This is a genomic window from Halopseudomonas sp. (assembly GCF_036961105.1).
Taxonomy (GTDB): domain Bacteria; phylum Pseudomonadota; class Gammaproteobacteria; order Pseudomonadales; family Pseudomonadaceae; genus Halopseudomonas.
The window spans coordinates 55,988-75,387 of sequence record NZ_JBALWW010000016.1 but is presented as its reverse complement, the minus strand read 5'-3'; the positions used below and the strand labels follow the sequence as shown (position 1 = coordinate 75,387).

Sequence of the window (19,400 nt, the reverse complement as noted above, 5' to 3'; positions counted from 1 at the left end):
TGGCCTCCGTCAGCCCTGCCGGCTGTTCCACAGCCGGGCCACCGCGCGCTCGCTGCCGAGCCAGGCTACCAACAGTCCCAGCACGCCGATCAGCCCGAACACGCTGACCGGAATCAGAAAGGTGCGCTCTATGCCGGAGGGCAGAAATAGCGCCAGGCCCGTGGCGAGCATTAGAAACATCACACTCATGATCACCAGAATGGCGCGGCTCCTGGGCGTGTAGTGATAGGGTGCATCGCTGTTCTCCAGCGGCTTGAGCAGCGGCGAGCAGAGCTTGCGGGCGGTGTCTTTCAGACTGGACATGGCGTGGACCGACTGTGTCATTCGTTGTGTAAGGGAACGCAGATAATGCTGCCGCCAGTGTAGCCTCTTAATTGCCCTTGATAGAAGCACTCTAGAGCAGATGAAGCCTTGGTGGTGGCTGAATCGAGGCTGGTCAGCGGCGGCTGAGTGGGGTAGGGTGTTTACAGCTGGATATAAATTACAGATGCATAAACGCACGTTTTGACACCCATCCTGCCTGGAATCGACGACCACCTTTAGGGGAGATTGCGGCTCCATGATTAGGCTTCTGGTGCCCATTGGGGCACTGCTTACCGGTGTGGCTCTGCTGTTGCTGGGCACCGGACTGTTCAATACGCTTCTGGCCCTGCGTGGCAGCGCCGAGGGCTTTGCCGATCAGACCCTGGGTTTGCTGGGCTCTGCCTACTTTGCCGGTTTTATACTCGGGACCTTTATCTGCCCGCGGCTGATTCGCCGCATGGGGCATGTGCGTGCCTTTACCTTTCTCGCCGCGGCCGAAGCGGTGTGTGTGCTCATTCACGTGCTCTGGGTGCAGCCGGGTATGTGGCTGGTGTTGCGGGTGATCACCGGTGTGGCGTTGGTGGGCATCTATACCGTGATCGAAAGCTGGCTCAATACCACGGCGCCGCCTGAGCGTCGGGGCCAGATCTTTGCCTGCTATATGGCAGTGAATCTTGGCTCGCTGGCCCTGGCCCAGCAACTGTTGCGCTGGGATAGCCCCCTGGCCTTCACCCTTTTCGCCATTGCCGCCATTCTGATCATGCTCGCCGTCATGCCGGTGGCGGCGACCCGCCTGGCTCAGCCAGTGATAACAGATACTCCTGCGCTCTCGCTCAAACGTCTCTGGCAGGCGGCGCCGGTCGCCTGTGCCGGAGCGCTGTTGTCCGGTTTGGCGATGGGCGGCTTCTGGGGGTTGGGTGCGGTCTATGCCGGCCGCATGGGTATGGATACAGGCGAGATTGCTGGCTTCGTTTCTCTGGTGATTATTGCCGGTGCCCTGGCTCAGTGGCCGATGGGGCGCTTGTGCGACCGGATTGACAGACGCAAGGCGTTGGCACTGATCAGCGGCATGGCGGCGGTGGGCGGCTTACTGATGGCCGCGCTGGGGCCGTTCGGCCAATGGTTGCTGGTGGCGGCCGCCGTGTTTGGTGCGGGCTCCTTTGCGGTCTACCCGGCAGTGGTGGCGCATCTGATAGATCATTTACACCAGGAAGATATTTTATCCGGCAATGCGGCGCTGTTGATGCTGCACGGGGTGGGCGCCGCCATCGGTCCGGCGCTGGCCGGTTGGTTCATGGGCCTGACGTCCCCAGCGGCCCTACCGGTAACCTTTTTCCTGATGTTTGGCCTCTGCTCGCTTTACGCCCTGTGGCAGTCACGTCAGGGCAGCGACCAGATTGTCGACGAAGCGGCGCACTACGTGCCCATGGTGCGCACCTCCACGGCTGTGCTGGAAATGATGCTCGATGATGCAACCCACGGCGAGCAGTCGCCAGGCGCAAACCGATCGCAAGAATCGGCGCCGCCGTCCGAGCCGCAGGGTGATCAGGCAGACGCGAGCGACGAATTTCCGGATGAGCGCCATTAGCGTTTACCCGATACCAACTAGCAAATGATGACAGGCAAATTATGACAGGGAGTACAGGGCTATGATGTTGGCGACCGATCTGGATGGCACTTTTCTTGGGGGCGACCCCGATAACCGGCAGCGGCTGTATCAGCTGATCAACGCGCATCCGGGTATCACCCTGGTGTTTGTGACCGGGCGCGGACTGGAAGTGGTGGTGCCGCTGCTGTCCGACCCGGCCATACCACGACCGGACTACATCATCTGCGATGTGGGCTCCACGGTGCTGGATGGCGAAACCCTGCAACCGGTCTACCCGCTGCAGAGCGCGATCGAGGCCAATTGGCCTGGCGAGCAGGTTGTGGCGCAAAGGCTTTCGGTTTTCCCCGGTTTGGAGCGCCAGGACGTACCGCAGCAGCGGCGTTGTTCCTACTTCTGCGAGCCAGACGCGGTGACCGAGGAGGTGCGCGCGGCCATGGAGGGGCTGGACTGTGATCTGCTGTTTTCCGCTGGCATGTATCTCGATTGTCTGCCGCGCGGCGTCAACAAGGGCTCGACCCTGAAGCGGCTGGTCGAGCACCTTGGCGCCTCGATGGAAGAGGTGCTGGTCGCCGGTGATACGCTCAACGATCTGTCGATGTACGAGCAGGGCTTCATGGGAGTATGCGTTGGCGAGTCTGAGCCTGCACTGCTGGAAGCCACGGCCGACCGGGCCAAGGTATTGCATGCGCGCCTCAGCGGCTGTGGCGGTATATTGGAAGCAATTTCGCACTTCGGCTTCCTCGGCCCTCTGGGTGTGGACTCCGAACTGCGGGACCTGCAGATCAAGGGCAAGGCCGACCTAGTCATGGTCTACCATCGTCTGCCCTACGAAGAAGTCATTGAAGACGGCAAGCTGGTGCGCCGGCCGCCGTCATCGCCCAACGGCATCCTGCCCACGCTGCTGAGTTTCTTTGGTGGCAATCAACAGGGCTCCTGGGTGGCTTGGTCGATTCACGATCCGCGCCAGCGCGAGGCCTTCGAGGTGCACACCAAGGTGGATGCCGAGAATTATCCCAATCTGGTGGCGGCGCGGGTGGCACTGAGCAAGAACGATGTGGATGTGTTCTACAAGCGCTTCTCCAAGGAAGCCTTCTGGCCGACCTTGCACACCTTCTGGGAGCGCGCTGTGTTTCGCGAGGAGGACTGGGCGGTATTTCTCAAGGTCAACCGCCTGTTCGCCGAGCGTACCGCCGCCGAGGCTGCCGAGGGCGCGGTGGTCTGGCTGCATGACTACAACCTGTGGATGGTGCCGGCCTTCCTGCGGCCGCTGCGTCCCGACCTGAATATCGCGTTCTTTCACCACACCTACTTCCCCTCGGCGGACGTGTTCAATGTGTTGCCGTGGCGCCGCGAGATCATTGGCAGCCTGCTGCAATGCGACTACGTCGGCTTTCACATTCCACGGCAGGCGGAAAACTTTGTCGACGTGGTGCGCGGCGTGGCGCCGATTGAAGTGCTGGAAGAGAAAGGCTGCGCCCCGCGTTATCTAACCTACGGTTGCGCGGTCGGACTGGACCGCATGACCACCATGATCTCGGTACACGGCCGACCGATTGGCCTGGGCGCGCATCCGGTAGGGCTGGATGTGGGACGGGTCAAAAAGCTGATCGCAACCGAGGCCTGCCAACAGCAGATTGGCGAACTGCGCGAGCAGTTGCAGGGCATACGGGTGGTGTTGTCAGTCGAGCGGCTGGATTACACCAAGGGTACTCATGCCAAGCTGCTGGCCTTTGAAGCCTTGCTCGAAGCGCACCCGGAGCTGATCGGCAAGGTCACGCTGATCACCATCTGTGTGCCAGCTGCGCGCGAAATGACTATCTATGCCGAACTGCTGAGCCAGATCGAGCAGGCGGTTGGGCGTATCAATGGCCGCTTCTCCAGGGTCGGCTGGACCCCGGTGCAGTTTTTCTACCGCGCGGTTCCTTTCAATGAGTTGATTGCCTATTACCTGATGGCCGATGTGATGTGGATTACACCGCTGCGCGATGGCCTGAATCTGGTCGCCAAGGAGTACGTGGCTACTCAGGGGTTGTGCAACGGTACCGGGGTGCTGGTGCTCTCGGAGTTTGCCGGTGCGGCGGCCGAGCTGCATGGCGCCTTGTTGACCAACCCGCACGATCCGCATGACCTGCGCGACACTCTTTATATAGGTCTGACGCTGGGCAGGGCAGAGCGGGAGGCGCGCCTCAAGGAGCTGTTTGGCGTGGTGCAGCACAATGACATCAAGCGCTGGGGTGATGAGTTTCTGGCGGGGGTGCGGAACGCGCGCGCACTGGCGCTGGAACATCTGGCCGAGGAGGTGGCCTGAGAAAAGGCGGCTGACTAGAGTCGATAGTCAGCCGCCGCGGGTGCCATTGCAGAAAGGTATTACTCGACTATCTGGTTGACCTGATAAACCGCAGTGGTGCCGCTGACTTCATTACCGATCACCAGCAAGGCCTCACCGTTGGGCGAATCCTCCGCACTGATGAATACCAGACCCTCGGGGCCAAGATCACCCGCGTCGGCCAGTACTGCTTCAGGATCTTCACTGGTCCAGTCTTCACGGGTGTTGAGATAGTCCACGAATACCGGCGCAGTCGGATCGGTCACGTCGTAAGCCATCACACCGCCAATACGCTCCAGTCCGATGAAGGCGAAGGTTTTCTCACCCAGCTTGCCAAGCGTGACGCCTTCGGGCTCGGGGCCCTTGTTGTCACTGCGGTTATCGAAGGTGTCGCCTTCATCATGGGTGGCGTTGAAATAGTCCACGCAGGGAATGTCGCGGTTGCTGCCGAGCATGCAATCAGCGCTGGCGAAATACTGCTCGAACTGATCGGCGGAATCCCACACCAGGTTGCCGTCTTCATCGCGAATCGAGAAGGAGCGGGCGCCATAGGCGTAGAGGTTGTCGTACATCAGACGGTCGCCGGCCGGGTTGGCAATACCGGTAGTGTCGAACATCATCGGGGTGCCGTCCTCGTTCTTGCGGTAGCCGTCGGTCCAGGCCACAGTGAGACGGCCCAGTTGTTCATCTTCCCCGCAACCACCGCGGTCGGTCGTGGTGGCACCGCAGTAAGCAAATACCTCAGGATTGAGCAGCGCGCCCTCGGCCATGGCGTGCAGTTGGGGCGCAAGGTCATCGCCCACCCGGCGGTTGAAGCCACGGCTGTCGGTCAGGCTTTTCATGCGGAACTCTTCCACAAAGCCCTTGCTGGCGTCGCCGTCCCAGTAGGCCTGGTCGTCCTCACCCCAGGCGCGAGCATCGCCCTCGTTTGCGGTGATCAGGTAGGTCTTGCCGGCCGTCTCGTAGGCAGCGATGGCGTCAGGCTGATACATACCCATGAGACCGGGCCAGAGCTGGATATTGATGGCGTCGTCTTCGTCGCTGACGTCGATACCGTTGCCAGCCAGGCCGTGATCCTTGTAGCCCAGCGGTAGTATTTCGGTGACGGTGGCACTGGCGATATCCACTTTGGCCAAGGCGTTGTTTTCCTGCAGGGAAACCCAGGCGGTGGTGTTATCAGCCGAGATGGCGATGTACTCCGGCTCAAGATCCTGGGCTACGGAGGCGCCAGGACCAAAAATGCGTACACCAGCTTGCTGCAGGGCAGTCTTCTGCGCATTGAAGGCGGCGAAGCCGGCGGTCTTGACTTCCACCAGGTCTGCCTCGTTGATGCTGAGAATGCTGATGGAGCCTTCCGGGTCAACACTGTAATCGTTGCTGGGTTCGCCTTCGTTCGCGACCAGCAGGTAGCTGCCGTCCGGAGTGAAGGTCAACATGTCCGGTTGAGCGCCGACCTGTTCGGAGGCCAGCAGCTCCAGGGTAGTGGCGTCGAACAGTGCGACGTAGCCCGGATCGGTCTTGGTCGCTGCTTCTATAGCTACAGCCAGGTAGCCGCCTTTGTACGCGATGCTATTGACCACCGCGCCCGCAGCCACAGTTTCGACCGTCAAGGTCTGGACCAGCGTGGGGTTGGCAACGTCGGAGGCGTCCAGCACATCGACCGCGCCTTTTTGCGCATTAACGATGAAAATTTGCTGGTTGACTGGGTCATAGGCTGGAATTTCTGCCGCACTCGCGCCGAACACGCCGGAACTGTAGCGCCCCAGATAGGCCAGCGAGATGCTCTCTGGCGTAACCACTTCCGGCGTTTCCGGCAGGTTCTCATCATCGTCGTCGCTGCCGCTGTTACAACCGGCAACGGCGGCCATCATGGCAACGCTGCTGGCAGCAATGATCCATTTGTTCATTATCTTTGTCCCTTCCCCGAGTTAAACGAAAGTGACATTGATACGCAGATTGTGTGACAGGCACTTTACCCTTTGATTTCACTTTGGTGATGGTGCCAAGGGGTTTCGTTCTGCACCCAGGCGGCTGATACACTGCGCAGATGGATGAACTGCAACCCCATCACCTGCTGCCGCCCGGCTTTGAGAGCGAGCTTCTGGCCATGTTGCGCGCTGCGCCCGAAGGCCTGGGTGAGTACCAGCTCATCGGCCAGTTGGCCGAGCGCTACCCCGAGTCGCTGTTTGCCGAGCCTGGCGCGCTGCGCGACCCGCTGCGTCTGTTTCAACTGCACTTTCTGCTATTTCATCTGCTATACCGGTTGGCCGACGAGCTGGCCGAGCAAGGACAGGCTCTGAGCATCAATACCCTGAGTATCTGCTTGCAGCCGCGCGAGACCGCAACGCCTGGCCTGGTGACCGACGATCCGCTACGGCGTTATTACCTGGACTGGCGGCAATGGCGCGACACCCACGCCGAGGATGTGCAGCATCTGCTGGACGGTTTCTGGCGCCAACAGGGAAGACCACAGGTGGCGGCCGGCGAAGTGCAGCAAGCCTTGCAGGTGATGGATTTGCAGGAGCCGACCGACGCCCGTGCGGTGAAACAGCGCTACCGCGCGCTGGTGCGGGTGCATCATCCGGATCGCGGTGGCAGTACTGAACGGGTGCAAGCGATCAATCAGGCCATGCTAATTCTGGAACGCTATTACGGCCGCGCTTGAAGTTGCCAATCTCTCTAAGCAAATCGGTTTGGCCCCATTATTTTTTCGCTATAGTCAATGCAGAGTGCTGAATGCAGGCGCTCGTGGTGCGGCGAGCGCAGCTCGCGGCGCTGAATAATAATGAGGAGGTCAGGCCATGATCCACCATGTTTTGGGGTTATTCACCCATCCCGATGAGGAATGGAAAGAAATCAAGGGCGAGGAGGAAAGCATAGGTCACATGTATTTGACCCATGTATTGATTCTCGCAGCCATCCCGGTCGTTTCCGCTTACATAGGTACCACCCAGGTAGGATGGGCGATAGGTACCCAGGAAGCCGTCAAGCTTACCCAGGCCAGCGCACTCTCGATGACGGTGCTGTCCTATCTTGCCATGCTCGCCGGCGTCGCCGTGATGGGCGCATTCATTCACTGGATGGCGCGTACCTACGACTCCACCCCCAGCTTCAATGACTGCGTTGTCTTCGCCGCCTATACCGCCACGCCACTTTTCATTGCCGGTCTGGCTGCGCTTTATCCCAGTCTCTGGCTCGGCATGCTGGTGGGCACCGCTGCGGTGGCCTACACGGTATATCTGTTGTATCAGGGCATTCCCATCTTCATGGATATTCCCAGCGATGAGGGCTTCCTGTTTTCCAGCTCCATTCTCGCGGTAGGTCTGGTAGTGCTGGTCGCGATGATGGCTACGTCGGTGATTTTCTGGGGCTTTGGCGTCGGCCCGGTCTACCTGCGCTAGTTTTATCGTGACACATCTCAACCCCTGCCGAGCATCTCGCCAGGGGTTGATGTTTTTATGTACAGCGGTTTCCAGTAAAATACGCGTTTTACTTTATCCGGTGTACCTCCCCCATGAGCCGTCTCAGCGTTAACCAGAACAAGTTGCAGAAGCGTCTGCGCCGCCTTACCGCCGAAGCCGTGACCGACTACAACATGATTGAAGACGGCGACAAGGTGATGGTTTGTCTGTCGGGCGGCAAGGACAGTTACACCATGCTGGATGTGCTGCTGCATCTGCAGAAGGTAGCGCCCATCAAGTTCGAACTGGTGGCGGTCAACATGGATCAGAAGCAGCCCGGTTTCCCCGAGCATGTGCTGCCAGCCTATCTGGATGAACTGGGTGTGGCGTATCACATCCTGGAACGCGACACCTATTCCATCGTCAAGGAGAAGGTGCCGGAAGGCAAAACCACCTGCTCGCTCTGCTCGCGGCTGCGCCGTGGCAACCTCTATACCTTTGCCGACGAGATAGGCGCCACCAAGATGGCGCTGGGGCATCACCGCGACGACATCATCGAAACCTTTTTCCTCAATATGTTCTATGGCGGCAACCTCAAGGCCATGCCGCCCAAGTTGCGCTCCGATGACGGCCGCAATGTGGTGATCCGGCCGCTGGCGTACTGCAATGAGGCCGATATCGCGGCCTATGCCGAGCTGCAGGGCTTTCCGATCATCCCGTGCAATCTATGTGGCTCGCAGGAGAATCTGCAGCGCAAGGTGGTCAAGGAAATGCTGCAGGGCTGGGAGCGTGCGACACCGGGTCGCCTCGACAACGTATTTCGCGCGCTGCAGCATGTGCAGCCATCGCAACTGGCTGATACCAAACTGTTCGATTTTGCCAGCCTGAGTATTGATGAGTCCGTTGCACCGCGTTTTCTCAACGTGATGAACCTTTGACTCCGCGCTACCAAGGAGCCTGACCGTGCAGGATTATCGCTGGCTGGAAAGCTACTGCCTCAATCGCTTTGGTTCAAAAGCGGCGCTGGAAGCCCGGTTGCCAAGCCCGAAACCAGCGCAAGGGCTGCGCGAAATACGCGATGACCGTTACCTGTCGAGCATGGCACTGCGCGTTTTCCGTGCTGGCCTGAAGCACAGCCTGGTGGATGCCAAGTGGCCGGCCTTTGAAGAAGTGTTTTTCGGTTTTGAGCCGCACAAGGTGGTACTCATGAGCGCCGAGCATCTTGAGCGGTTGATGGCTGACAAGCGCATCATCCGTCATCTGGGCAAGCTGCGCAGCGTGCCCCGCAATGCGCAGATGCTACTGGACATCAGTGCCGAACATGGCAGCGTGGGCAACTTCATTGCCGAGTGGCCCGCAGAAGACATCGTGGGCCTCTGGCGCACGCTGGCCAAGCGCGGCAGTCAGCTTGGCGGCCAGTCTGTCCCGCGTTTTCTGCGCATGGTCGGCAAGGACACCTGGGTGGCGACTGACGACGTGGTAGCCGCCTTGAAGGCGCAGGGCATCATCGACAAGGCGCCGACCAGCCAGCGTGATCAGAATGCCGCTCAGGCAGCATTCAACCACTGGCGTGAGCAGAGTGGCAGGCCCCTGTGCCAGCTCTCTGCCATGTTGGCTTTTACGGTAAATCACTGAGACTTGGCGCGGCTAGTTAAAGTAAAATCTTGACATTCTGGGGCGTGTCGTACATTTTTTAACCACATTTGCCAAACCTTGAAGGTATCTGGATGCGGGCAGGCGCTTTACTGATGTTGATTCTTATGGCTCTGCTTGCCGGTTGCAGCAGTGCGCCCAGAACACCGCCCGAACGGCCTGTTGCGACCGATGTGCGTACTCCCTTGCCTCAGATTACCCGGTCCGACTCCTCGGAGATATTGGGTAATGACATCGTTTTTCAGGCCTTCAGTCTTATCGGTACGCCCTACCGTTACGGTGGTACCTCCCCCGATACCGGCTTTGATTGCAGCGGGCTGATCCAGTATGTGTACCGAGAAGCGGCTGGCGTCAGTCTGCCGCGCACCACCGCCGGCCTCACTTCCATGCGCACCGCCAAACCCAGTGAAAGCGCTCTGGTGCCGGGCGATCTGGTGCTCTTTGCCATGAACGGTGGCAGAGTCAATCATGCGGGCATCTACATCGGCGAAGGCCGCTTCCTGCATGCGCCGAGCACTGGCGGCAGCGTACGAGTGGATGAGCTGGGCGACAACTTCTGGCAGCGCAGCTTCAAAGGCGCGCGGCGCGTGCTCAGCAGTAACTGATCCGCACCAGGTGGTTGGCGCTATGCCATTGTCCGTATTCAGCGCCAGGCACACATTGGCCGCGTGATCGATTTTGTGAGCTGCCGCCACGCAGGCTGATTCACCAAGTCTGGCGGACGCAGTGAGGCCAGGCTGGAAAGACTAAACAAGGAAGGTCGCTCGCTTGAGCGGCATATAAAAAAAAAGGAATTTGATATGCAATACCGAGTACTTGGTGCCACTCTGCTGGGGCTGCTTTCGCTAGGCCAGGTGCAGGCTGCAGACCGAAGTCTGGCCCTCAGCTCCAGTGCCTCTTATTACGACCCCCAGGTTATCGCGGACAATATCCTCTCCGAATGCACCGAGCTTGGCGCCAGCTTCTCCAGGTCGACTGAAAAGTATCTGCGCGAACAGGGCTGGAGCGTCGTACCGCTCAATGCCGAGCCGGCAGCAGGAGACGGCAAGCAAATCAAGCTGCAGGTAATCAACGCCCTGAGTTCAGGGAACGCCTTTCTTGGTCACCGCAAATCGGTTTCGATCATGGCGCAGCTGTACGAGAACGGCCAGTTGATAGATACCTATCGGCAGACACGTAACTCCAGTGGCGGTTTCGGCGGGCCGTTCAAAGGCTCCTGTGAGGTGTTGTATCGCTGCACCAACACCTTGGGCAACGATGTGGCGAAGTGGATGGCCGATAAATAGGCTTGCGCCTCGGATGCTGGTCCGGGCTGTTCGCGAACGTCTCTGCAGGCATGAGAACAAAGCTGCGTGACTACCGGCTGTTGAGCTATTAATCTGAGCGCACGATGCTCATGGCACCGCTGAACAGCCAGCCAGGGATGTGCGTCCGCTGGCTGCCTGGATGATTCAACTGGAAAGGGGATGTTTCTATGCACGCGATTCTGATTGCCTGGCAACCGCGTATTTTGAGTGTGCTACGCATCGTTACGGCGTTATTGTTCATGCAGCACGGCATGCAGAAGATCTTTGGTTTTCCGGTCGCCGCGCGCGGCGAGTTCGATCTGTTCTCGATGTCGGGTGTGGCGGGCAGTCTGGAGTTGGTGGGCGGCTTTCTCGTGCTTATCGGTTTGTTCACGCGGCCGGTGGCTTTCCTGCTTTCGGGTCTGATGGCCTTTGCCTATTTCATCGCCCATGCGCCCCAGGCTCTCTGGCCGCTGGCCAATGGCGGCGAACTGGCAGCATTGTTTTCCTTCGTCTTCCTGTATCTGTTCTTCGCTGGCGGCGGCGCCTGGAGTGTGGATCAGCTGCGCGGCGCCAAGTGGTAATAGCGTTCCAATTGCGCCTGGGTGGTTGCGCTCAGGTGCATTTTTGATCGCTTGCCTCGGCGGCCAGGTCCTCGCGAGGCGCTAAGCTGTTTCAGGCTTGCGCATTAACACGACATCCGCACCGATTATTTCCAGATGGGCATCCCAGCGCTGCGCAAGCCAGTGAAAACTGCGCTCACTGAAATAGCTGATGTGCGTCGGGTCGCTCTTGTAGTGCCAGTTCACAAAAGCTTGCTGGTCCGTCACCCGCTTGGTCATTAAACCGAGCCACCCGCCAGGGCGCAGACAACCCCAGAGTTGATCCAGCACCAGTAATGGCCGGGCCAGATGCTCGACTACTTCGCTGGCAGTTATGAAGTCCCACTGCTGAGCGAGATGCTGCGGGTTGGGGTAATAGTAGAGGTCGTGCAAGGCCACTTCATGCCCCTGTTCGCGCAGCATGGCTGCCAGCGCGGGGCCTGGACCGCAACCGAAATCCAGGCCTTGGCTGGCGGGTTGCAGGCGTGCCAACAAGGGATCGGCAAGGCGCGAAAGAAAACCTCTGTAGCCCGCCTCATCCAGTTGGTTCTCGTGCCGGTCGTACTCGGCGCGCTCTTCGGCGGGGCTCAGATGCCAGGCGGCAGGAACGTGCACCAACAGGCAGTCAGAACACTGGTAGTAGGGACGTCTGGCATCACTGTGGAACCAGGCAGCACTGGCCTGGCAGAGTGGGCAGCGCGAATACGCGGGGGTCTCTATCATAGTGGTTGCACGCGTTTGATTAGTTCGTCCGAGTCGACCAGCTGCAGAAAATCATCGCCGAGACGTTCACTCTCGCTCATTGCCTTGCGCCAATACTTCTCGCGGCCATCGTTGTCGTACACAAAGCGGTTGAAGTCCTTGCGATCCGGCAGTTTGCGGTAGGGCAGAGTGTCCAGGTACTCACGTGATGGTGCGAGTAGCAGCACATCGCGCATTTGCAGAGGGTTGGCTTTGCGCCAAGGCAAGGTCTTGTCGAACCAGCCGGGCACCACGCGATCCAGAAAGTGCGGATAGAGCACCACGCCCGGCGCCTTGTAGGGGAGGTCGAGATGATAGTCGAGCAGGCCGCCATCGCGATAGACGCCGGTGGCGGTGCCGGGAATATCGCGCACAGCTTCCATCACCATCGGGATGGAGCCGGAGGCCAGCAGCGCGGCGCGCAGGTTGAGCGGGCTGAGGTCGACGTGACTGCTTTTGAAGTCATGCAGTTCCTCCAGAGCTGGGCGCTGGCGTGGGTCGTGCAGAATTACCCGTTCAAAAAACCGGCCCAGGTGACGGCGACCCAGCAGATTGGCGCCAATCACGCCGCTCAGGCCCAGTCCCAGCCGGGTGCGTGAATCATGTTGCAGCAGCCCCAGGCTTTTCACCACAACGATATTGAGATGGTAGTGGGGGTTGGCGAGAATACTCTCGAACTGACCGCCGAGCAGTTCATCCAGCATCTCACCGCAGGCGGCGCTGATGCGCTGAATGCTCACGCCCTTGGGGAAACGCATGCTGGTGTAGAGTTCGCCCAGCTGGCGCAGGGCATGCACCGGATCCGGCATGCAGGCGCTGGCAAAACGCCAGCTGCCGATGGAAGCGCCGATCAGGCTGCGCATCTGTAGTGAACGGGGCAGCCAGTCGCCGAACAGGGCCAGGTCAAGCCCCTGAATGCCGAGCGCTTTGGGCCCTCCGGCCGCGCCGGGGATCATATGCACATCGGCCGGGCTCAGGCCGTTCTGGCGGATATGCTGCAGGGCCCTGGGCCCGGCGCGTAACGTCAATGCCGGGGCGCGAACATGGATTGCGGTCATGTCGGGGCGGTTCCTTTTATAGCCGAAATGGGCAAACAGGGGATTTTAAGGTTGGATTCAGCTGCTGACTATACTCTGTGCCTACACCCTAAAACGACAGAGGTACTACAGATGAAAAAAGCCATCGTATTGACTTGCGCAACCTTCCTTGGTCTGGGCAGCACAGCTTTGCTGGCCGATGATGACGTGCGTATGGATGAAGCCAACACGCTGATTGAGCAGGGTAGCATCAAGAAGTTCGACGAGCTTAACGACAAGGCGCTGAGCGTGCAGCCCGGTACCATCACCGACACCGATCTGGACAAGCATTATGGTCGCTATATCTACCAGGTTGAAATCAAGGATGCACAGGGTCAGGAGTGGGATGTGGATCTGGATGCCAGCAATGGCGAAGTACTCGAACACAAGCAGGATGACTGATAGTCCTCTGCTGCGGCCCGGCATTCTGATGCTGGGCCTTTTTGTGTTCGGTAGCGCTGGCCAAGCTGACGAGATTGGTCAGGATGAAATATTGCAACTGGTGGAGCAGGGCAGCATAGCGCCCCTCCAACAGTTCATTGACGATGCGCTGTCGCGTTACCCCGGCCGTTTTCTGAGCGCCGAGCTGGAGCATGACGACGGACGCTATGTCTACGAGATTGAAGTGATCAGCCCGCAACGGCAAGTGATGGAACTCGAGTATGATGCCCTTACTGGCGAATTGCTTGAGGTCGAAGAGGATGATTGATGCGGATACTGCTGGTCGAGGATAACGTTGCACTGGCGGAGACACTCGCCTTGACCCTCAAGCGCGCCGGTTATGCAGTCGACTGGCGAACCGACGGCCGCGATGCGCTGATACTGGGTGAGCAGGAGCCCTATGACCTGGCCATAGTCGATCTTGGCCTGCCTGGCATGGACGGGCTGGAGGTGGTGAGGCAATGGCGCGAGAGCGGCCTGAACACCCCCGTACTGATGCTCACCGCGCGCAGCCGCTGGACCGAACGCGTGGCTGGCTTGCAAGCTGGCGCTGATGATTACCTGACCAAACCCTTTCATGACGAAGAGTTGTTGCTGCGCATGCAGGCCCTGCTGCGTCGTGCCCACGGCCGGGAGCCGAGTGCCGTGCTCAACGCCTGCGGTTTGCAACTGGATGAGAATACCCAGCGGATCAGTGGCGCGGGACTTTCTGCGGTTGCCTTGTCGGCGACCGAGTTCAAGCTGCTGCGCTACATGATGCTGCATCCGGGGCAGGTGCTGTCCAAGACGCGCTTGGCCGAGCATCTGTATGACTATGAGGATGAGCGTGACTCCAATGTGATCGAGGTGCAGATCAACCATCTGCGCAGCAAGCTGGGGCGCACCGCGATAGAGACTCGCCGCGGGCAGGGTTATGTGCTGGTGGGGCGGGCACCGTGATATCCATTGGCCGTCGCCTGGGTGTCGGCCTGCTGCTGATCATGTTGCTCAGTGTGATGCTGATCGGGCAGGGCAGTGTCTGGCTGTACGACCGGGCGCAACGTATCTACCTGACCAGCTTGCTGGAAGGCGAAGCCGACAGTCTGTTGGCGGCCATGGTGCCTGGCCGCGAGGGTTTATATCTGGATGCGAACAAGGTAGACCCGGACTATCAGCGGGTTTACTCGGGCCGTTATTTCATTGTCCAGGGCCGGGAGCGCTGGCGTTCGCGCTCGCTCTGGGACCAGCGTTTACCGGTCAGCCAGCCAGGCCACACGCAGACCACCGAGCTGGTGCCGGGCCCACAGGGTCAACAGTTGCTGCTCTGGTCGCAGAGCTACAGCAGTCATGGTGAGCAGTTGATCATCACGGTGGCACTGGATTACCAACCGCTGCTGGCAAGCTTCCAACGCGCGCGCTGGTGGTTGTGGGGGTTGGGAACCACGGTCATTCTGCTTGCGCTGCTGTCGCAGCAATGGCTGCTGCAGCGGGCGCTAAGGCCGCTGCGTCAAGCCCAGGCCGAGCTGGCGGAATGGCGCACAGGCCAGCGCGTGCAGTTGAGTGAGGCGGTGCCGCTGGAGTTGCAACCCCTGGTAAGCGAGATCAATCACCTGGGACGCCAGCTGGAGCGCGTGCTGACGCGTGCCCGCAGCAGTGCAGGCGATCTGAGTCATGCGCTGAAAACGCCGCTGGCAGTGCTTGAGAGTCGCCTTGGGCATATTGGCGAGGGGCTTGCAGTCGAGCAGTTGCAGCCGCTGCGCGATCAGCTGGAGATTATCCACGCGCAGCTTGAACGCAGCCTGCAGCGCGCACGGCTTGCTCCGGAGCAACAGCGCGCTGAACGCTTTCAGGCTCCGGCTGACATGCAGGCGCTGGTGGCGGCGGTGCAATCGCTGTACGGGCACATTCAGATCAGCGTGCGTGGCGATGGGCAAGCCCAATGGCCCTTTGATCGAGAAGACATGCAGGAGCTGCTGGGTAACCTGATCGACAATGCCTGCAAATGGGCCAGCAGTACCGTAGTGGTGAGCTGGACCCTGGCGCAAGGGCAGTTGCAATTGCAGGTAATGGATGATGGCCCCGGGATTGCCCCGCAGGCGCGCGAGCAGGTGCTCACGCGGGGCGCGCGGCTGGACCGGCAGATGCCCGGGCACGGCCTTGGCCTGGGCATAGTCACTGACCTGGTTGCGGCCTATGAAGGCCACTTGCAGTTGGCGGATTCTAACCTGGGCGGTTTGTTGGTAACTGTCAATCTGCCGCTGCGCAGCTGAGCGGATATGGCTCAGCCACCTGCCCAGTGGTGGGCGCACGGCGTCAACCGCCGCCCGGAGGCGTCAGCGCAGCCCCGGCCGCGTCAGAGGTAGGACGTGTCGATGTCGACCAGCAACAGATGCCGGCTGTCGTCGATAAACAGACCCGAGGTCAGACAGTACTGGTTGGTGGTGGCGTCGCGGTAACGGTTGGACAGTATCACTCGGCTGTCCTCGCCGGCTTCGGCCAGGATCTGATAGAAATAGGGCCGCCACGACCAGTTGTGATCAAGGTAGCGCGGATCGGTTTGCCAGGCGTTGCCTGTCCATTCATAGTTGGGCGAAATCTGCGTGCCGTGCGAGTCGCACAGAAAGCAGCGTAGTAGCCAGGGGTAAGCCTCTGGCGAAGGCAGGTGAGCCGGCTGCGCGCCCTTGCTCAGCCACACCCGTAGTTCGCCGAACAGCTCGCCCAGCGATTTGCGCAACTTGGCTAACTTGGCGCGCTCGGCAAGCTTCTCGTGCACATAGTGATCGCGCATCTCCGAAAACCTTTCCTGCACCGCTTCGGCGGGCAGGAAGTTCTCGTCCGGTCGGCCAAACAGGTAGCCCTGTACATAGCGCGCGCCGCACTCCAGGGCGAAATGCAGCTCCTGTTCGGTTTCCACTCCCTCGGCAATGATCCAGCAGCCGCTTTTTTCCGCCATCAACGCCAGTGCTCTGACAAAGTCGCCGCTATTGCCGTTGCCGCTGGCCGCCTTGCGGAACAGCTGGATGTCGAGTTTGAGAATATCCGGTTCCAAGGCCAACACGCGATCAAGCATGGAATAGCCGGCACCGAAGTCGTCGATGGCAATGCGAATACCGGCCTGGCGATAGCGCTGCACTACGTCGCGCAGCTGCTCGATGCTGCCTTGCAGCTCGGTTATCTCGAATACCACCTGATCAGCAGGCAGACCTATTTCCTCCAGCAGTTGCAGGCTGGGCAGGGGCTGGCCCGGCTGCAGCTGGCTCACCCACAGCGGCGAGATATTAAGACTGATGAAGCCATCCGGGGTATCGCGAAAGCGTTCCAGTGCCATGCGTCGAATACAACGGTCCAGCTCCAGCAGATCGGCGGGGTCTACCTCTGGATCGGTAAACAGCGGCCCGGCGCTGGTTACGTTGCCATCGTCGTCGCGTAGACGGGCTAGCGCTTCATAGCCGGCGATACGCCCCGTGGCGGTATCGATCAAAGGCTGGAAGTACGGCAGTGGCTGACCATTAAACACATTATTCTCCGAGTCGGATGAGGGCCGGTAGCGGTATGCAAGATTATAGCCAAGGCGCCTGAAGCTGCCGCTATCAGGGGGCAGACGCAGACAGCAGGACGAGAATCACTGCTGTGTTCGCTATCGGTGCAGGAATTGGTGTTTTTGGTATGAGGATTGCACTCATTGGGGGATTGGAGGCTTGATCTATGCCCCGATAAAGTGCTTCGCCACCAAGGCTGAGGCGCTGAGTAACCCATAACGTTATGAAAATAAAAAATAAAATTGGCGGGCGCAAATGTGCGGCCAGGTTTGGCCGTTTTCAGCTCAGGTGGTCTTTGGCACCTGGATGGAGCACAAGCTTAGATATTGCACATAAATAGTGCGCTCTGGATGTTCTTTAATGAGGCTGTCTGAATGGAAAACCTGAACAGCGCTGTGGAAACCCTGGTTCACGGCGCCAACACCCTGTTTATCTTGATGGGCGCGATCATGGTGCTGGCTATGCACGCCGGTTTTGCCTTCCTGGAAGTAGGCACGGTACGGCAGAAGAACCAGGTCAATGCCCTGTCCAAGATTATCAGCGACTTTGCTATTTCCTGCCTGGCATATTTTTTTATCGGCTACTGGATCGCCTACGGGGCCAACTTCTTCGTCGACGCCGCCACTCTGTCCGAGAATAACGGTTATGCGCTGGTCAAATTCTTCTTCCTGATGACCTTCGCTGCCGCCATTCCGGCGATCATCTCGGGCGGTATCGCCGAGCGCGCCAAGTTTGCCCCTCAGCTCTGTGCGTCCTTGCTGATAGTCGGGGGGGTATATCCTTTCTTCGAGGGGATTGTCTGGAACGGCAACTACGGCTTTCAGGCCTGGTTGGAAGCCAGCTTTGGCGCGCCCTTCCATGATTTTGCCGGCTCGGTGGTAGTTCATGCAGTGGGCGGCTGGCTGGCGCTGGGCGCGGTGCTGCTGCTGGGGGCACGGCGTGGACGTTATCGCGATGGCCACGTGGTAGCGATGCCGCCATCGAACATACCCTTCCTGGCGCTGGGCGCCTGGATCCTGTCGATCGGCTGGTTCGGTTTCAACGTGATGTCGGCGCAAACGCTGGAGGGCATCAGTGGCCTGGTAGCGGTCAACTCGCTGATGGCCATGGTCGGCGGCACCCTGGCGGCGCTGCTGGTGGGCCGAGCGGACCCCGGCTTTATTCACAACGGGCCGCTGGCCGGGTTGGTAGCGGTGTGCGCGGGCTCGGATTTGATGCATCCGTTGGGAGCACTGGCTACGGGAGTAGTCGCCGGCGGGCTGTTTGTCTGGACCTTTATACTCACGCAAAACCGCTTCAAGATTGACGACGTACTGGGCGTGTGGCCCTTGCATGGTCTGTGCGGGGTATGGGGTGGTATTGCGGCGGGTATCTTTGGCTTGCAGACCTTTGGCGGCCTGGGCGGGGTGAGCATGCTATCGCAACTGGTGGGTACTGCTGCGGGTGTGGTTGTTGCGCTGTTGGGTGGCCTGCTGGTGTACGGTGCGATCAAGGCAATGGTCGGCATACGCTTGAGCGAGGAAGACGAGTTTCAGGGTGCTGACCTCTCGATACACAAGATCGGGGCGATCTCCGAAGATTGAGCTGCGTTTGCAGAGCATAAAAAAACCGGGCATGCGCCCGGTTTTTTTATGCTGCAGACTTACTCTTCGAGGTTACCCATGGCGGTGATGTTGAAACCACCGTCGACATAAGTAATCTCGCCGGACATGCCCGAGGCCAGGTCGGAGCAGAGGAAGGCACCAACATTGCCCACTTCATCGATGGTGACGTTGCGGCGCAGCGGTGTTTGCGCGGCGTTGTGCGACAGCATCTTGCGGAAGCTTTTGATGCCGGAGGCGGCCAGGGTACGAATCGGCCCGGCAGAGATTGCGTTGACCCGGGTGCCTTCCGGGCCGAGGCTGGTGGCCAGATAACGCACGCCGGCTTCGAGGCTGGCCTTGGCCATACCCATGACGTTGTAGTTGGGCATGGTGCGCTCGGCGCCCAGGTAGGACAGCGTCAGCAGACTGCCGTTGCGGCCTTTCATCATTTCGCGACCGGCCTTGGCCAGGGCGACGAAGCTGTAGGCGCTGATATCGTGAGCGATGCGGAAGCCTTCCCGGGTGGTGACTTCGGCGAAGTTGCCGTCCAGTTGATCGCCGGGTGCGAAGCCGACCGAGTGCACGATGCAGTCCAGACCGTCCCACTTCTTGCCCAGCTCGGCGAATACCTGCTCGATCTCGGCATCGTTGGCAACATCACAGGGGAAGCAGAGCTCGGGGCCCGAGCCCCAGCCGGCGGCGAATTCTTCGACCCGCGCCTTCAGTTTTTCATTCTGATAGGTGAAGGCCAGCTCGGCACCTTCGCGGTGCATCGCGGCGGCAATGCCGGAGGCAATGGAGAGTTTGCTGGCAACGCCAACGATGAGTACGCGCTTTCCGCTGAGAAATCCCATAGTGCTT

General features: G+C 59.8%; 20 protein-coding genes. 14 read left to right on the top strand and 6 right to left on the bottom strand.

Annotated features, from left to right (window positions below; genetic code table 11):
* Positions 1 to 9: 9 nt before the first annotated feature.
* Positions 10 to 303: a hypothetical protein gene (locus V7756_RS14510; RefSeq protein WP_335610907.1), complete on the bottom strand. Its 294-nt coding sequence runs from the start codon at positions 301 to 303 to the stop codon at positions 10 to 12.
* A 256-nt stretch (positions 304 to 559) separates the two neighbouring features.
* Between V7756_RS14510 and V7756_RS14505 the strand changes: the two genes are divergently transcribed.
* Positions 560 to 1,891, top strand: coding sequence for an MFS transporter (locus V7756_RS14505; protein ID WP_335610906.1), 1,332 nt, complete (start codon positions 560 to 562; stop codon positions 1,889 to 1,891).
* 61 nt (positions 1,892 to 1,952) lie between these two features.
* The gene (ggpS, locus tag V7756_RS14500) at positions 1,953 to 4,220 is read left to right on the top strand and encodes a glucosylglycerol-phosphate synthase (protein ID WP_335610905.1); all 2,268 of its coding nucleotides are present in this window, start codon (positions 1,953 to 1,955) and stop codon (positions 4,218 to 4,220) included.
* 59 nt (positions 4,221 to 4,279) lie between these two features.
* On the opposite strand, the gene V7756_RS14495 is transcribed toward ggpS, so the two are convergent.
* Positions 4,280 to 6,145 (bottom strand): choice-of-anchor I family protein, encoded by a 1,866-nt coding sequence (locus V7756_RS14495; RefSeq protein ID WP_335610904.1) that lies wholly within the window; start codon positions 6,143 to 6,145, stop codon positions 4,280 to 4,282.
* A gap of 140 nt (positions 6,146 to 6,285) precedes the next feature.
* On the opposite strand from V7756_RS14495, the gene V7756_RS14490 reads away from it, so the two are divergent.
* From V7756_RS14490 to V7756_RS14460, 7 genes are all read left to right on the top strand, one after another.
* A complete protein-coding gene (locus tag V7756_RS14490) occupies positions 6,286 to 6,903 on the top strand; it encodes a DNA-J related domain-containing protein (RefSeq protein WP_335610903.1) in 618 nt (205 codons plus the stop codon).
* Between the two features lie 136 nt (positions 6,904 to 7,039).
* A complete protein-coding gene (locus V7756_RS14485) occupies positions 7,040 to 7,639 on the top strand; it encodes a Yip1 family protein (protein WP_335610902.1) in 600 nt (199 codons plus the stop codon).
* Between the two features lie 113 nt (positions 7,640 to 7,752).
* Entirely contained in the window at positions 7,753 to 8,577 is an 825-nt protein-coding gene (gene ttcA / locus V7756_RS14480) for a tRNA 2-thiocytidine(32) synthetase TtcA (protein WP_335610901.1), read from the top strand.
* Between the two features lie 25 nt (positions 8,578 to 8,602).
* Entirely contained in the window at positions 8,603 to 9,274 is a 672-nt protein-coding gene (locus V7756_RS14475; RefSeq protein WP_335610900.1) for a DNA-3-methyladenine glycosylase I, read from the top strand.
* Between the two features lie 113 nt (positions 9,275 to 9,387).
* Positions 9,388 to 9,897, top strand: a complete 510-nt coding sequence (locus V7756_RS14470; protein ID WP_335610899.1) for a C40 family peptidase — start codon at positions 9,388 to 9,390, stop codon at positions 9,895 to 9,897.
* Between the two features lie 195 nt (positions 9,898 to 10,092).
* Entirely contained in the window at positions 10,093 to 10,578 is a 486-nt protein-coding gene (locus V7756_RS14465) for a hypothetical protein (protein ID WP_335610898.1), read from the top strand.
* Positions 10,579 to 10,766: 188 nt separating this feature from the next.
* Positions 10,767 to 11,162, top strand: a complete 396-nt coding sequence (locus tag V7756_RS14460; protein ID WP_335610897.1) for a DoxX family protein — start codon at positions 10,767 to 10,769, stop codon at positions 11,160 to 11,162.
* An 81-nt stretch (positions 11,163 to 11,243) separates the two neighbouring features.
* Here the strand turns inward: V7756_RS14460 and V7756_RS14455 are convergent, their stop codons facing one another.
* Positions 11,244 to 11,903 (bottom strand): class I SAM-dependent methyltransferase, encoded by a 660-nt coding sequence (locus tag V7756_RS14455; protein ID WP_335610896.1) that lies wholly within the window; start codon positions 11,901 to 11,903, stop codon positions 11,244 to 11,246.
* On the bottom strand, positions 11,900 to 12,979 hold the full coding sequence (locus tag V7756_RS14450) for a patatin-like phospholipase family protein (protein ID WP_335610895.1): 1,080 nt from the start codon (positions 12,977 to 12,979) through the stop codon (positions 11,900 to 11,902). The genes V7756_RS14455 and V7756_RS14450 overlap by 4 nt, the downstream gene beginning before the upstream one ends.
* Before the next feature lie 111 nt (positions 12,980 to 13,090).
* Between V7756_RS14450 and V7756_RS14445 the strand changes: the two genes are divergently transcribed.
* From V7756_RS14445 to V7756_RS14430, 4 genes are read left to right on the top strand one after another with little or no spacing between them, the layout of a single operon-like run.
* Complete coding sequence (locus V7756_RS14445) at positions 13,091 to 13,399, top strand: PepSY domain-containing protein (protein WP_335610894.1); 309 nt, start codon at positions 13,091 to 13,093, stop codon at positions 13,397 to 13,399.
* Complete coding sequence (locus V7756_RS14440) at positions 13,392 to 13,706, top strand: PepSY domain-containing protein (RefSeq protein ID WP_335610893.1); 315 nt, start codon at positions 13,392 to 13,394, stop codon at positions 13,704 to 13,706. The genes V7756_RS14445 and V7756_RS14440 overlap by 8 nt, the downstream gene beginning before the upstream one ends.
* A complete protein-coding gene (locus V7756_RS14435; RefSeq protein ID WP_335610892.1) occupies positions 13,706 to 14,377 on the top strand; it encodes a response regulator transcription factor in 672 nt (223 codons plus the stop codon). Before V7756_RS14440 ends, V7756_RS14435 begins: the two co-directional genes overlap by 1 nt.
* Entirely contained in the window at positions 14,374 to 15,687 is a 1,314-nt protein-coding gene (locus V7756_RS14430; RefSeq protein ID WP_335610891.1) for an ATP-binding protein, read from the top strand. The genes V7756_RS14435 and V7756_RS14430 overlap by 4 nt, the downstream gene beginning before the upstream one ends.
* 83 nt (positions 15,688 to 15,770) lie before the next feature.
* Here the strand turns inward: V7756_RS14430 and V7756_RS14425 are convergent, their stop codons facing one another.
* A complete protein-coding gene (locus V7756_RS14425; protein WP_335610890.1) occupies positions 15,771 to 16,934 on the bottom strand; it encodes an EAL domain-containing protein in 1,164 nt (387 codons plus the stop codon).
* A gap of 396 nt (positions 16,935 to 17,330) precedes the next feature.
* Here V7756_RS14425 and V7756_RS14420 point away from each other — a divergent pair, with 396 nt between their 5' ends.
* Positions 17,331 to 18,539: an ammonium transporter gene (locus V7756_RS14420; protein WP_335610889.1), complete on the top strand. Its 1,209-nt coding sequence runs from the start codon at positions 17,331 to 17,333 to the stop codon at positions 18,537 to 18,539.
* Between the two features lie 59 nt (positions 18,540 to 18,598).
* Here the strand turns inward: V7756_RS14420 and fabI are convergent, their stop codons facing one another.
* The gene (gene fabI / locus V7756_RS14415; RefSeq protein ID WP_335610888.1) at positions 18,599 to 19,393 is read right to left on the bottom strand and encodes an enoyl-ACP reductase FabI; all 795 of its coding nucleotides are present in this window, start codon (positions 19,391 to 19,393) and stop codon (positions 18,599 to 18,601) included.
* Positions 19,394 to 19,400 lie beyond the last annotated feature (7 nt).